9 protein-coding genes are annotated in these 13,782 nt (G+C 71.7%); 4 read left to right on the top strand and 5 right to left on the bottom strand.

The window, feature by feature from the left end:
• Positions 1–19: 19 nt before the first annotated feature.
• Positions 20–2,320 (bottom strand): immune inhibitor A domain-containing protein, encoded by a 2,301-nt coding sequence (locus AC3RJ6_RS08770; protein WP_491426631.1) that lies wholly within the window; start codon positions 2,318–2,320, stop codon positions 20–22.
• A 346-nt stretch (positions 2,321–2,666) separates the two neighbouring features.
• Here AC3RJ6_RS08770 and AC3RJ6_RS08775 point away from each other — a divergent pair, with 346 nt between their 5' ends.
• Both AC3RJ6_RS08775 and metH read left to right on the top strand, forming a co-directional pair.
• On the top strand, positions 2,667–4,124 hold the full coding sequence (locus AC3RJ6_RS08775; protein WP_491426632.1) for a cellulase family glycosylhydrolase: 1,458 nt from the start codon (positions 2,667–2,669) through the stop codon (positions 4,122–4,124).
• A gap of 74 nt (positions 4,125–4,198) precedes the next feature.
• The gene (gene metH / locus AC3RJ6_RS08780; protein ID WP_491426633.1) at positions 4,199–7,846 is read left to right on the top strand and encodes a methionine synthase; all 3,648 of its coding nucleotides are present in this window, start codon (positions 4,199–4,201) and stop codon (positions 7,844–7,846) included.
• A 120-nt stretch (positions 7,847–7,966) separates the two neighbouring features.
• Here metH and AC3RJ6_RS08785 read toward each other — a convergent pair whose 3' ends face one another.
• The 3 genes from AC3RJ6_RS08785 to AC3RJ6_RS08795 are packed head-to-tail and all read right to left on the bottom strand — an operon-like array spanning position 7,967 to position 11,615.
• The gene (locus AC3RJ6_RS08785; protein ID WP_491426634.1) at positions 7,967–8,761 is read right to left on the bottom strand and encodes an ECF transporter S component; all 795 of its coding nucleotides are present in this window, start codon (positions 8,759–8,761) and stop codon (positions 7,967–7,969) included.
• On the bottom strand, positions 8,758–10,995 hold the full coding sequence (locus tag AC3RJ6_RS08790) for an ATP-binding cassette domain-containing protein (RefSeq protein WP_491426636.1): 2,238 nt from the start codon (positions 10,993–10,995) through the stop codon (positions 8,758–8,760). Before AC3RJ6_RS08790 ends, AC3RJ6_RS08785 begins: the two co-directional genes overlap by 4 nt.
• 56 nt (positions 10,996–11,051) lie before the next feature.
• On the bottom strand, positions 11,052–11,615 hold the full coding sequence (locus AC3RJ6_RS08795) for a hypothetical protein (protein WP_491426638.1): 564 nt from the start codon (positions 11,613–11,615) through the stop codon (positions 11,052–11,054).
• Between the two features lie 206 nt (positions 11,616–11,821).
• On the opposite strand from AC3RJ6_RS08795, the gene AC3RJ6_RS08800 reads away from it, so the two are divergent.
• Complete coding sequence (locus AC3RJ6_RS08800) at positions 11,822–12,394, top strand: dihydrofolate reductase family protein (protein ID WP_491426639.1); 573 nt, start codon at positions 11,822–11,824, stop codon at positions 12,392–12,394.
• A 51-nt stretch (positions 12,395–12,445) separates the two neighbouring features.
• Here the strand turns inward: AC3RJ6_RS08800 and AC3RJ6_RS08805 are convergent, their stop codons facing one another.
• Positions 12,446–13,306 carry an SDR family oxidoreductase gene (locus tag AC3RJ6_RS08805; RefSeq protein WP_491426640.1) on the bottom strand — a complete coding sequence of 287 codons (861 nt, stop codon included), beginning with the start codon at positions 13,304–13,306 and terminating at the stop codon, positions 12,446–12,448.
• Between the two features lie 99 nt (positions 13,307–13,405).
• On the opposite strand from AC3RJ6_RS08805, the gene AC3RJ6_RS08810 reads away from it, so the two are divergent.
• Positions 13,406–13,780: a winged helix-turn-helix transcriptional regulator gene (locus tag AC3RJ6_RS08810; protein WP_491426641.1), complete on the top strand. Its 375-nt coding sequence runs from the start codon at positions 13,406–13,408 to the stop codon at positions 13,778–13,780.
• Positions 13,781–13,782: the final 2 nt, after the last annotated feature.

Here is a 13,782-nt window from a genome sequence, read left to right on the forward strand (position 1 = left end):
TTCGTGCGAGCAGCCGAGGCTAGTTCGCGGGGTAGTTCACGTCGACGCCCATCGTGCCGCCCGTCACCTGCGAGGTGACGGTGACCGTGACGCCCTCGCCGGCGACCTTGACGCCGCCGAGCGGGTTCGACGGATCGTTGAACGCGTTGACGTCGGAGTCGTCGAACGTGGCGTCCTGCGCCTCGCCCGGGGCCGGGGCACCGACCGACTCGACCGTCTGGTTCTTGCCCTTGCCGACCACGACCTGCTTGTGCAGCACCACGTCGGTGAAGTCCTTCAGGCCGAAGGTCGCGTCGAACGGCTGGCGCCGGTTGCTCGGCGCGGTGCCGTCGGGGTAGGTGAACTTCGCCGACCGCGCGTCGACGGGCAGCGCGAGGCCGTCGCCGGGGTGGTCGATCGTGTTGTTGTCGGTGTAGGCCTCGTTGACCGCCCAGACGAGCAGACCCTCCTGGAAGGCGAAGTGCTCGACCCAGTCGGGACGCGTGATGCCCTCGGAGAACTGGTACGGACCCGTACGCAGGGTGTCGTCGTAGCCGACGTACGTGCGGTTCTCGGCGAGGTAGTAGCGATCGCCCGTCGAGGTGGCCGTGCCGTCGCTGATCGTGAAGCCGCCGTCGGCGACCCAGCCGTTCTCACCCGTCTCGACGTCGTCGCTCAGCAGGGTCGTGCCGCCCGACTTCACGACGATGTCGTCGAGGAACGCGCCGGCGAGGTGCACGCCGCCGTCGGACTGGTAGCGGAACCGGAACTGGGTGTCGGCGTTGCCGCCGGGCACCGAGTAGCGCAGCGTCGTCCACTTGCCGTTCGAGGTGTCGCTCAGCGACTTGCCGGCCGGCAGCCAGGTCGCGCCGCCGTCGGTCGAGTACTCCGCGTAGAAGTAGTCGTAGCCGGCCTCGATGTCGTACCAGGCCTTGGCCGTGACGGTCGCCGACTTCACCGAGCTCAGGTCGAGCGTGCGGGTCAGCGTCGTGTTGAGGTCGTCGGCGCTCGAGGTCCACCAGGCGTTCGAGCCCGAGTACGGCGTCGTGTACGTCTGCTCGATCTCCTCATCGGGCAGGTCGATGACGAGCGCCTGCTCCTGGCCGTCGGTCTGCAGGGCGGCCGGGCTCAGGGTGTACGAGCCCGAGTCGCCCTCGTTCACGACCGCGTAGTCGAGCCAGCCGAGCTGCATCTTCTCCCACGGGCCCATGTAGTTGGGCGTGGTGCCGATGTCGACTGTGCCGTGATTCAGCCACGAGCCGCTCGACATGAGGGTCCAGAACGCGGTCGAGTTCTCGCCGCCGTTCGTGTCGTAGAAGTCGGGCAGGCCGAGGTCGTGCGCGTACTCGTGCGCGAACACGCCGAGGCCGCCGTTCTCGGCCTCGACCGTGTAGTCGCCGATCCAGTAGCCGGTGTCGCCGATCTGCGTGCCGCCGAACTTCACCTGGGTGCCGTCGACGGTGGGGCCGGTCGTGCCGTAGTCGGTCGAGTTCACGTACCAGCGGTGCGACCAGATGGCGTCTTCGCCCTGGGCGCCGCCGCCCGCGTCCTCGCCCTCGCCGGCGTGCACGGCCTGGAAGTGGTCGAGGTAGCCGTCGGGCTCGTCGAAGTCGCCGTCGCCGTCGTAGTCGTAGCGGTCCCACACGTCGAACGTGGCGAGCTCGGCCTTGATGTCGGCGTCGGTTCGGCCGGCCGCCTTCTGCTCGTTGTACCAGGCGTTGCCGGTGTCGGCGATGAACTTCCAGGCGCCGCCGTAGTCCTCGACCGAGTTGTCGCCGTAGGTCGAGGCGTTGCCGGGCACCTGCACCCAGTCGGCCACTTCGCCGTCGACGGTGTAGTTGCCGGCCGACTGCTTCGAGTAGAAGTCGGCGAACGACTCGCCCTCGCCGAAGAACAGGTCCTCGTAGCTCGCCTGGTTGAAGTCCTCCATCCAGTGCGTGCTGTTGTTCTGGGTGCGGTCGGGCTCGGGGATCTCGTTGTGGAGCGGCCCGGGCACGGTGCCGAGCTTGCCGCTGCCCTGGGCGCCGAACTCCGACAGGATCGTGAAGACCCGGCCGACGCCCGAGACGGCGGTCTCGGCGAACTTGTCGGCGCCGAGTGCGACGACGCCGTCGTCGTTCGGCGAGGCCTTGCCCTGCCGCACGAGCTGCTGCGCGAGTTCGCGCCGCTCGTTCTGCGACTTCGTGAGGGGCCCGGGCCGGTTGTCGAGCCGCTGCGCTGCGGCCGGGGCGGCGCCCGGGTCGTGAGCCGGTGGTGCGGCCACTGCGGCGGGGCCGAATGCGAGCCCCGTCATCATCGTCGCGCTCGCCGCGGTGACGGCGAGCATGGTGCGTCGTTTCACTTGCACTCCTTCGTGGGAATGCCCGGGGTCGCCGGGCACGGTGTCGCGAGGCTAACACCGCACCCCGGACGGGGGGAACGGCCGTTTCGATGTTGTTACCGCATGGCGCCGGTCGTGTCCCCCGATGACGCCGAACGTCCGCCCGTTCGTACCCCGCACGCCGTTCCGGTCCCTTCCCGCGCTGCGAGTCGCCAAGAAGTGCGCTTCCCGGCGCGATGAACGACATCTTTCGGCGACTCGGTGGGGTCGGGTGAGCGGCCGCTGAGCCGTACTTGGACATTTGACCCACTTGGTCGTAGGCTCCTCGCATCCCGACCCGCAACGACGCGCAAGGAGTACCCCAGACGTGCCTTCCACCCTGCATCGAGCCGGCGCCGCACTCGCGCTGGCGCTGACCGCGAGCCTCGCCGTTCCCACGGCCGCCTCGGCCGCACCGGCCACGAGCGCCGCCCAGCCGGCGGCCGCCGCCGGCCACGCGGCATCCGCCAGCCCTGGCGACACCGCCACGGCGGCCGACGGCCGCATCTTCATCACCGACGACCGGGGCCGTGCGCTGCAGTTGCGCGGCTTCAACGCCGGCAAGTGGAAGACCGATCGCGTCACCGCCGAGGATGTCGCGGCGATGGCCGACCAGGGCTTCAACTTCCTGCGCCTGATCGTGCAGTGGGAGTACTTCGAGCCCGAGCAGGGCGCCTATGACGAGGCGTACTTCGATTACGTGGAGTCGGTGCTCGACGCCGCCGACCGCGAGGGCGTGCACGTCATGCTCGACATGCACCAGGACGTGTACGGTCCGGCCTTCGACCACGGCGGCATCCCGGCGTGGGCGACCCGCACCGACGGCCTGCCCTACGAGATGGACCCGTCGAACTGGTTCAACGACTACTTCCAGCCGGCGGTCATGCGGGCATTCACCCACCTCTACGAGGACGCCGACCTGCGTGCCGCGCAGGAGCAGCTGTGGGTGAAGCTCGCCGACCGACTGGAGGGTCACGAGAGCCTGCTCGGCTACGACCTCTTCAACGAGCCCTTCGGCGAGTTCCTCGAGGGCGAAGACCTGGCGACGGCGTCGGGTCGCATCGAGGCGACGCAGCTCAGCGACATGTACGACCGGCTGATCGGCGCGATCCGCACGGTCGACGACGACGCATGGCTGTTCGTCGAGCCGACCGTGCTCGTCGGCTACGGCGTGCCCACCCAGCTTCGCTCGTTCGACGACCCGCGGGCGGGCGAACCGCGCATCGGCTATGCCCCGCACTTCTACAACACCGGCGTCGAAGAGGGCGGCGACTGGCCCGGCGACGACGGCTTCGTCGAGAACTACGAGGCCGCCATCTCGGCCTACCCGAGCGCCAACGGCATGCCGACGATCGTCGGCGAGTGGGGCGTGCCGAACTCGCGCACGCCCGGCAACGCCGCCCTCGTCACGGCGCAGGTCGACTCGATGGAGCGCTTCGCGAGCGGCTGGGCGATGTTCTACTGGTGCCGCAGCGCCTCGGGCGGCTACTGCGCGCTCGACGCCGACGGCACCGCGGCGCCCGGCAACGAGCCCGCCTTCGGACCGTACGCCCGTGCGATCGCGGGCGTGCCCGGCACCGAGCACTTCGACGCTGCGACCGGCGAGTACGCCCTGAGCTACACGGCGGGCGCCGGCCCGAGCGAGATCTGGGTGCCGCGCTCGGCGTACGCCCAGGCGCCCGACGTCGAGGTCAGCGGCGGCAAGGCGCACTACGACGCGAAGCGGCAGGCGCTGCGCATCACCGCGAAGCCCGGCTCGACCGTCGAGCTGACGCTGTCGCGCTGAGCACATCCCGGCGCCGCCCGACCCCGTGCGTAACGGGGCGGGCGGCGCCCGGGCCGCGTGACTACACTCGCGATGTGAGCCCCACTGCAAGTCCCGCCACGGGCGCGCCCAGATTCGAACTCGACATCGACCCGGTGCCGCGCACGGCCCGCGCCGAGGCACTGCTCGAGGCGCTCGCGACCCGGGTCGTCATCGCCGACGGTGCGATGGGCACGATGCTGCAGCAGCACGACCTCTCGCTCGAGGTCGACTTCGAGGGGCACGAGGGCTGCAACGAGGTGCTCAACGTCACCCGGCCCGACGTGATCGGCGGCATCCACGACGCGTACCTCGCGGTCGGCATCGACGCGGTCGAGACGAACACGTTCGGTGCGAACTGGTCGAACCTGTCGGACTACGGCATCGACGAGCGCATCTTCGAGCTCGCCGAGGCGGGCGCCCGCATCGCACGCGCGCGGGTCGAGGCATCCGAGGCCGACGACGGCCGGATGCGCTGGGTGCTCGGGTCGATGGGGCCGGGCACGAAGCTGCCGAGCCTCGGCCACACGACGTACGACCACCTCAAGCAGACGTTCGCGCTGCAGGCCGAGGGCCTCATCGCGGGCGGGGCCGACGCGTTCCTCATCGAGACGAGCCAGGACCTGCTGCAGACGAAGGCCGCGGTCAACGCGTGCAAGCTCGCGATCGTGCGTCGCGGCGTGCGGCTGCCGATCTTCGTCGAGGTCACCGTCGAGACGACGGGCACCATGCTCATGGGCTCCGAGATCGGGGCGGCGCTCACCGCGCTCGAGCCGCTCGGCGTCGACGCGATCGGCCTCAATTGCGCGACCGGGCCCGACGAGATGAGCGAGCACCTGCGGCACCTGTCGAAGCAGTCGCGCGTGCCGATCGCATGCATGCCGAACGCCGGCCTGCCCGTGCTCGGCGCGAACGGTGCCCACTACCCGCTGACCCCCGCCGAGCTCGCGACCGCGCACGCGCAGTTCGTCGACGAGTTCGGGCTCGCGCTCGTGGGCGGCTGCTGCGGCACGACGCCCGAGCACCTCGCGGCGGTCGTCGAGAAGCTGCGGCCGCTCGAAGCCGAGTCGGCGACGCGGCATCCGGTCGCCGAGGCGGGCGTCGCGTCGCTCTACCAGCACGTGCCGTTCCAGCAGGACGCGTCGTACCTCGCGATCGGCGAGCGCACGAACGCGAACGGGTCGAAGGCGTTCCGCGAGGCGATGCTCGAGGGTCGCTGGGACGACTGCGTCGAGATCGCGAAGTCGCAGACCCGCGTGGGCGCCCACCTGCTCGACGTGTGCGTCGACTACGTCGGTCGCGACGGCGTCGCCGACATCCGTGAGGTCGTGTCGCGCTTCGCGAGCGCGTCGACCCTGCCGCTCGTCGTCGACTCGACCGAGCCCGAAGTGATCCGCGCGGGGCTCGAGCTCATCGGCGGGCGCCCGGTCGTCAACTCGGTCAACTACGAAGACGGGGATGCCGCGACCAGCCGGTTCGGTCGCATCATGCCGCTCGTGAAGGAGCACGGCACGGCCGTGGTCGCCCTCACGATCGACGAGGAGGGCCAGGCCCGCACGGCCGACGGCAAGGTCGCGATCGCGTCGCGCCTCGTCGACGAGCTCACCGGTGCGTGGGGCATGCGCGTCGAGGACATCATCGTCGACGCCCTGACCTTCCCGATCGCGACCGGTCAGGAGGAGACCCGGCGCGACGCGATCGAGACGATCGAGGCGATCCGCCGCATCACCGCGAAGTACCCGGGCATCAACACGACCCTCGGCGTCTCGAACGTGTCGTTCGGGCTCAACCCGGCCGCGCGCAGCGTACTCAACTCGGTGTTCCTGCACGAGGCCGTCGAGGCGGGTCTCAGCTCGGGCATCATCGACGCCGCGAAGATCGTGCCGCTCGCCTCGCTGTCGCCCGAGCAACGCGAGGTCGCGCTCGACCTCGTGTGGGACCGCCGCGAGTTCGACGCCGACGGCAACGTGACGTACGACCCGCTCGCCCGCATGCTCGACCTGTTCGCGGGCGTCGACACCTCGGCGCTGCGCGACCAGCGCGCCGCCGAGCTCGCGGCGCTGCCCGTCGGCGAGCGGCTCGAGCGCCGCATCATCGACGGCGAGGGCAAGGGACTCGACGCCGACCTCGACCTGGCGCTCGAGAACGGCATGACCGCGCTCGGCATCATCAACGACCACCTGCTCGAGGGCATGAAGGTCGTCGGCGAGCGGTTCGGCGCGGGCGAGATGCAGCTGCCGTTCGTGCTGCAGTCGGCCGAGGTCATGAAGAACGCGGTCGCGCTGCTCGAACCGCACATGGAGAAGTCCGACGCCTCGGGCAAGGGCCGCATCGTGCTCGCGACCGTGCGCGGCGACGTGCACGACATCGGCAAGAACCTCGTCGACATCATCCTCACGAACAACGGCTACGACGTCATCAACCTCGGCATCAAGCAGCCGATCGCCGACATCATCAAGGCGGCTGAAGAGCACGACGCCGACGTCATCGGCATGTCGGGCCTGCTCGTGAAGTCGACCGTCGTCATGAAAGAGAATCTGCTCGAGCTGAACCAGCGGGGGCTCGCGAAACGCTGGCCCGTCATCCTCGGCGGGGCCGCGCTCACCCGCACCTACGTCGAAGACGACCTGGCCGGGCTGTTCGAGGGCCAGGTGCGCTACGCGCGCGACGCGTTCGAGGGGCTCGCGCTCATGGAGCCGCTCGTGAAGATCGCCCGCGGCGCCGATCCCGACGAGGTCGGGCTGCCCCCGCTCAAGAAGCGCATCCACGCCTCGGGTTCGAAGCTCACCCTGACCGAGCCCGATGCCATGCCCGCACGGTCGGACGTCGCGACCGACAACCCCGTGCCGACCCCGCCGTTCTGGGGCACCCGCATCGTGCGCGGCATCGCGCTCGCCGACTACGCCGCGTTCCTTGACGAGCGGGCGACGTTCATGGGCCAGTGGGGCCTCAAGCCGGGTCGCGGCGAGGACGGCGCCACCTACGAGGAGCTCGTCGAGCGCGAGGGTCGGCCCCGCCTGCGCTACTGGCTCGACCGCATCCTCTCCGAGGGGCTCTTGGATGCCTCGGTGGCGTACGGCTTCTTCCCGGTGGTGTCGGAGGGCGACGACGTCGTCGTGCTGCACCACGGCGACGACCCGACGGGCGTGCTCGGTACGCCCGGGCTGCTCGCGCCCGACGGCGGCTCGGGTGGCGCGCTCGGCACCGACCGCCTGCGCTTCCACTTCCCGCGCCAGCGCCGCGACCGGCACCTGTGCCTCGCCGACTTCGTGCGCTCGCGCGAGTCGGGGCAGGTCGACGTGCTGCCCGTGCAGCTCGTCACGGCGGGCGCGAAGATCGACGACTTCACCGCGAAGCTCTTCGCCGAGAACAAGTACCGCGACTACTACGAGGTCAACGGCCTCGTGATGCAGCTCACCGAGGCGCTCGCCGAGTTCTGGCACGCGCGCATCCGCTCCGAGCTCGGCTTCGCGGGCGAGGACCCGACCGACACGGCGGGCCTCTTCAAGCTCGAGTACCGCGGCGCGCGGTTCTCGCTCGGCTACCCGGCGTGCCCCGACATGGAGGACCGCCGCAAGGTCGTGGAGCTGCTGCGCCCCGAGCGCATGGGCGTCGTGCTCAGCGAGGAGCTGCAGCTGCACCCCGAGCAGTCGACCGACGCGTTCGTCTTCCACCACCCCGAGGCCAAGTACTTCTCCGTCTGAGCCTCCCCGCTGGTTGAGGAGCGCCGACGCGGAGCGGCGACGCGTCTCGAAACCCGGGTGAGCCGCTCTCGAGACCGGCTCACCCGGATTCGAGACGCGTGCTCCTTCGTCGCGCGCGCCTCAACCGACGGAGCTCCCCAGCCGCACCCGCCGCAGCGCCGCGAGCGCCGCCGGGCCGAACACCGCGAGCCCGACGACCGTCGTGACGGCGCGCAGCGTGTCCCACGTGAGCGTCGACGTCGTGAGCGAGTACAGCCAGAACGACGCGAGGTTCTGCGCGAGCGGCGCCCCCGACTCGTATGAGATGCCCGTGCCGCCGCCGACCGCGAACGGCCAGAACCACAGGTTCATGATGAGCCCGAACGCGTACGACGCGAGCACGCCGTACACCGCGAGCAGCACGATCTCGGCGAGGCGCCCGCGCATCCGCGGCAGCAGCCCGGCACCGGCGCCGACCCACGCGCAGGCGAACATCTGGAACGGCGTCCACGGTCCGAACCCGCCCGTCATCGTCGACGACAGCGCGATCGCGAGCACGCCGAGCAGGAATCCGAATCGCGCGCCGAACGCCCGCCCGGCGAGGATCAGCAGCACGAACACCGCCTCGACGCCGCCGACGCCGGTGCCCACGACGCGCACGGCCGCGGCCACCGCGGTGAGCGTGCCGAGCAGGGCGAGGGTCTTGGCCGAGCGGAATCCGCCGTCGACCGCGAGCACCGCGACGATCGCGACGAGCGGGGCGAGCGCGAGCGCCGCCCACGGCGCCGCGGCCTGCGCATCGCTCGGCAGGGCCGGCGCGATGAGCGGCCAGGCGAAGGCGGCCGCCGCGACGAGGCTGCCGCCGACGAGCAGCACCGTCGACCACGAGGGCAGGCGTCGGCGCCGTGCGGCCGGGGGAGCAGCGAGCGTACTCATGCCGCACCTCCCGCCGGTGCCGAGGCGAGAGCGGGGGCGGGGGCGGGCGCGGACGGTGCGAACCGCCCGTCGATCATCGTGAGCTCGCGGTCGGCGATGCGCGCGGCGAAGCCGCGGTCGTGCGTCGCGACGACGACGGTGCGCCCCCGATCGGCGATGAAGCGCAGGGCTCGCGCGAGCGCGGCCTGGGCGTGCGGGTCGAGTCCGCGGGTCGGTTCGTCGACGAGCAGCACGGATGCCTCGCCCGCAGCCTGCACGGCGATCACGAGCAGCCGCCGCTGGCCCGCTGAGAGATCGCGCGGATGCCGCTCCGCGAGCTCATCGATCGTCGGTTGAGGAGCGCCCGACGGAGTCGGACGCGTATCGGGACTCGCGGTCTCGTCTCGCTCGGCGACGGGAGGAGTTCGGTCGATCAGGAGGAGGCTTTCGCGGATTCCGTCCTCCCGATCGGCCGAAGTCCTCCCGAGCAGCTCGGCGAAGAGCGCCCACGTCGTGCCGCGCGGGCGGTGCCCCGTGCGGTCGGCGCGCCGGCACTCGGCCGCGACCGTGTCGGTGAAGAGCAGGTCGTCGGAGCGATCGGGCACGAGCACGACCCCGGGCGGCGTCGCCCGGCGTCGGCGGCGAGCCGAGGCATCCACGTCACCGGTGCGCACCGTGCCCGGCTGGGAGCCGAGCGCGATCGCCGTGAGCAGGCTCGACTTGCCGGCGCCGTTCGGTCCGCCGATCGCGACGATCTCGCCGGGCTCCGCGCTGAAGGCGACGTCGTCGACCGCGACGCGCTCCCCGTGCCGCACCGCCACGCCGTCGACGCGCAGCCCGCCGCCCGACCGCAGGTCGAGGAGCTCCGACGGAGTCGACGCGTCTCGAGACCCCGCGAGCTGCCCCCGAGAGCCCGCTGCCGGGTCTCGAGACGCTCCTTCGTCGCTCCTCGACCACCGATGTGGCTCGTCGGGCCGCTCGACCAGCACCCCGCCAGAGATCTCGAGCCACCCATCGGCCACGGCCGCGAACTCCTCGGCCCGGTGCTCGGCGACGAGCACGCAGACTCCCGCCTCGTGCGCGATGCGCCCGAGGAGCGCGGTGATGCGCGCCCGGGCGTCGGGGTCGAGGTCGGCGAGCGGCTCGTCGACGAGTAGCAGCACGGGCTGCTCGACGATCGCCGCGCCGATCGCGACGAGTGCGGCCTCGCCCGCCGACAGCGTGCGCAGCTCGCGTCGGGCGAGGTGCTCGGCGCCGATGCGCGTCAGCACCTCGGCAACCCGGGCCGCGACGATGACCGGCGCGACGCCGCGCACGGTCAGGGCGAACCCGATCTCGTCGTCGACGGTCTCGCTCGTGAACCCGAGCCTCGGGTCCTGTGCGACGACCCCCACGAAGCCGGCGGTGTCGCGGGCCGGAACGGTGAGCCGGTCGACGCCGCCGACCGTGATCGAGCCGGTGGCCGACCCGCCGTCGACGTGGGTGTGCACGCCGCTCAGTGTGTCGAGCAGCGTCGACTTGCCCGAGCCGGTCGGTCCGGCGAGCACGGTGAGCGTGCCGGGTTCGAGACGCAGTCCGGGCACGGCGAGCGACCAGCTCGCATCCGGGTCGCGCCGCGCCGCGGCATCCCGCCCGGCGTCGTCGCCGTGGGCCAGCACGGCATCGCGCACCTCGACCGGCCTGGCGCAGTCGCCCTCGACGCGGTGCGCGGCGGCGAAGCCGCGCACCTCCATCGCGGCGGCGATCGCGATCGAGCGTTCGATCGTGTGCTCGAGGATCGGCACGATGAGCGCACCGGCACCCCGCTCGCCGCGGAGGCGCCGGGCGAGCCGCACCCGTCGCACGGCGTCGGCGAGTGCCGGGAACGTCGACCACGCGATCACGAGCGCGCGGGCCGATCCGGCGAGGGGCCCGCCGCGGGCGGCGCGCGCGAACACCCGGGACATGTCGATGCACGCGTTCACGATCCCGAACGCGAGGATCACGAGCGCGATCGGCAGCGCGCTCTCGACCGCGGCCCACAGCCCGCCCGTCGTGATCGGCCCGAACATCGCGACGTGCTCGAACGGAGGAGCGAGCCGCACGACCGGCAGGTCGACGAGCACGACGCCCGAACCGCCCGCGCCCGCGAACAGCACGCGGTACACGACCCGGGTCGCGACGAACACCGCCGCGAGCACGATCGCGAGGCGGAGCGGAGCTGGTCGGAACCGGAACATCGGGGTCAGGACATCAGGTCGGGGGAGTGCGGTCAAGCATCGGTGGTCTCGATACGCGCCCTCCTTCGTCGGGCGCTACTCGACCGACGGGCCTACTCGGCGGGCGAGGCCGGGGCGTCGTTGAGCGTGAAGAGCAGTTCGACGGCGTCGCCCGGCTGCAGCTCGAGGGTCGGCAGTCCCTCCTGCGCGTACGCCCATTCGCCGCCCGCGGCGCGCTGCCACAGCGACCAGTACGCGAACGCGGCGGGCATCGACGCGCAGGTCTCGTGGTACTCGGTGCCGTCGGCGGCCGTGATGAGCGTCTCCTCGGCGGGTTCGCCGTTCACCCGGCAGACGACCTGGTCGCCCCATTCGTCGGTGCCCTCGGTCGTGACGCCGGCCTCGTCGAGCGCGTCGGCCGCGAGGATCGGCTCGTCGGTGTCGACGCACGCCGCCACGTCGACAGGCTCGGCCGCCTCGAGGTCGCCCGAGTCGACGATGACGGCGACGCCCGTGCACTCGGCGAGCACGGTCGCGGCGTCGGCGCTCGCCGGTGCGGTCGCGGCGGCGGTGGGTTCGGCCGACTCGCCCTCAGAGCCGGACGGCGATGCCGAACACGCGGCGAGGACGAGCACGAGCAGGGGCAGGGCCGCGAGCACGGGCCGAAGTCGAGTCATCCTTCGAGGGTATTCGGCGCGCACCCGCTGTGACGCCCTGTGACCGCGGCAGCCCGCCCGGCCTGCGCGCGCTCGTGCGAGCGCCGGGCCCGTCCCGTTCGCGCGCGAGCGGCATTTCGCCGCCGTTGTCGATATCGGTGCGGCCCGTTCGACGTCCAGAATGAAGGCGGATGCTCCGCCGCTCACCCACTCGGAAGGAACGACCCATGCGCCCCATCATCGTGACCGCGTTCATCAGCCTCGACGGCGTCGTCGACTCGCCCGGAGGCGGCGACCACCCGCGCGCCGGCTGGACCTTCAAGGAGGTGCCCTTCGTCGAGGAGGCCTACGAGCTCAAGGGCGCCGAGCAGCTCGAGGCGGGGGCATTGCTGCTCGGGCGGGTCAGCTACCAGGAGTTCGCGCCCGTCTGGCCGTCGATGGAGGAGGAGTTCGCCGAGTACAACGCCATGCCGAAGTACGTCGTGTCGACGACCCTCGACGAGGCCGACCTCGTGCCCGAGTGGCACGATACGAGCCTGCTGCGCTCGCTCGACGACGTCGCCCGCCTCAAGGAGGGCGAGGGCGCCCCGATCATCGTGCACGGCAGCGCGACGCTTGCGCGGGGGCTCGCGGCCGCCGGGCTCGTCGACCGCTACCACCTGCTCGTGTTCCCGGTGCTGCTCGGCAGCGGCAAGCGCCTGTTCGGCGACGACCCGGGCCGCACGACGAAGCTCGAGCTCACCGACCACGCCGCCTACTCGAACGGCATCGTCAAGGCCGTCTACGACGTCGCCCGGTGACCCCGCCGGTCGAGGAGCGCCCGGGTCCGTCGGGCGCTCCCCAGGCGACGGTCAGGCGGCCAGCGCCGCGCGCAGCCCGTCGGCGAGCGACGTCGTCGGGCGGCCGATGAGGCCCGCGAGCGTGTCGTTCGGCACGTCGAGCACGCCACGGCGGATTCCGTCGTCGATGCCGGCGACGAACGCGGCGGTGCCCGCGTCGAGTCCGGCCGACTCGAGCGCGGCGACGTGCTGCTCGGTCGTGAGCGGCTCGTACCGCACCTCGCGGCCGAGCACCTCGGAGGCTGCGGCGGCGAGCTCGTCGTAGCTCCACGACGTGGAGCCGGCGAGCTCGAGCACCCGGCCGACGTGGTCGTCGTCGATGAGCAGCACCGCGAGGCCCTCGGCGAGGTCGGCCCGGGTCGCGCTCGCGACGCGTCCGTCAGCGACGGATGCGGCGATGACGCCCGAGTCGGCCGCGCGCGAGACATCCGCTGCGTAGTTCTCGGTGTACCAGTTGTCGCGGGCGATGATCGCGGGAATGCCCGATGCGGCGATCGCGGCCTCGGTGGCGCGGTGCTCGGGCGCGAGCACGAAGTCGGCGGTCGCGGCCTGCGGGGCGCTCGTGTAGACGAGCTTCGCGACACCGGCGGCCTTCGCGGCGTCGATGACGTTCTGGTGCTGGGCGGCGCGCTCGCCGAACTCCGAGCCCGAGACGAGCAGCACGGTGTCGACGCCGTCGAGTGCTGCGGCGATCGAGGCGGGCTCGGCGTAGTCGAGGCGCGCGGTGCGCACGCCGCGGTCGGCGAGGTCGGCGAGCTTCGCGGTGTCGCGGGCGGTCGCGACGACGTCGGCGGGGGCGACGCCGCGCGCGAGCAGCGCGTCGACGACGAGGCGGCCGAGCTGGCCCGAGGCGGCGGTGACGAGGATGGTCATGGGATTCGGTTCCTTCCGGTGAAGCGTCACCGACTGCAACCGGATGCCTCGCGCCTGCCTTCCCTCGAATCGGTACCCACTTTTCGGTAAGGTACCTACATGACGGTAAGTCTTGCAGAAATCCGGGAGAGCTCCGGAGAGGTTTTCACCGAAGGCTGCCCGACTCGCGTCGTGCTCGATCACATCATGAGCAAGTGGGGCGTGCTCGTGCTGCTCGCCCTCACCGACGGCACCCACCGCTGGGGCGAGCTGCGTCGCGAGGTCGAGGGCATCAGCGAGAAGATGCTCGCGTCCACGCTGCGCACGCTCGAGTCCGATGGCCTCGTGGCCCGCACCTCCTATCCCGAGGTGCCGCCGCGCGTCGAGTACGCGCTCACGCCGCTCGGCTCCGAGCTCATGGAGCGCATGCTGCCGCTCGTCGAGTGGGTCGCCCGCGAGGCGAACGGCATCGTCGGGGTGCCCGCCGCGGGGTGACC

Source organism: Agromyces cucurbitae (assembly GCF_058349945.1).

Bases quoted from the DNA above. Each gene is read 5' to 3' on its own strand.
- AC3RJ6_RS08785 (WP_491426634.1), bottom strand. From the start codon at position 8,761: ATGAGTACGCTCGCTGCTCCCCCGGCCGCACGGCGCCGACGCCTGCCC.
- AC3RJ6_RS08795 (WP_491426638.1), bottom strand. From the start codon at position 11,615: ATGACTCGACTTCGGCCCGTGCTCGCGGCCCTGCCCCTGCTCGTGCTC.
- AC3RJ6_RS08800 (WP_491426639.1), top strand. From the start codon at position 11,822: ATGCGCCCCATCATCGTGACCGCGTTCATCAGCCTCGACGGCGTCGTC.
- AC3RJ6_RS08805 (WP_491426640.1), bottom strand. From the start codon at position 13,306: ATGACCATCCTCGTCACCGCCGCCTCGGGCCAGCTCGGCCGCCTCGTC.
- AC3RJ6_RS08810 (WP_491426641.1), top strand. From the start codon at position 13,406: ATGACGGTAAGTCTTGCAGAAATCCGGGAGAGCTCCGGAGAGGTTTTC.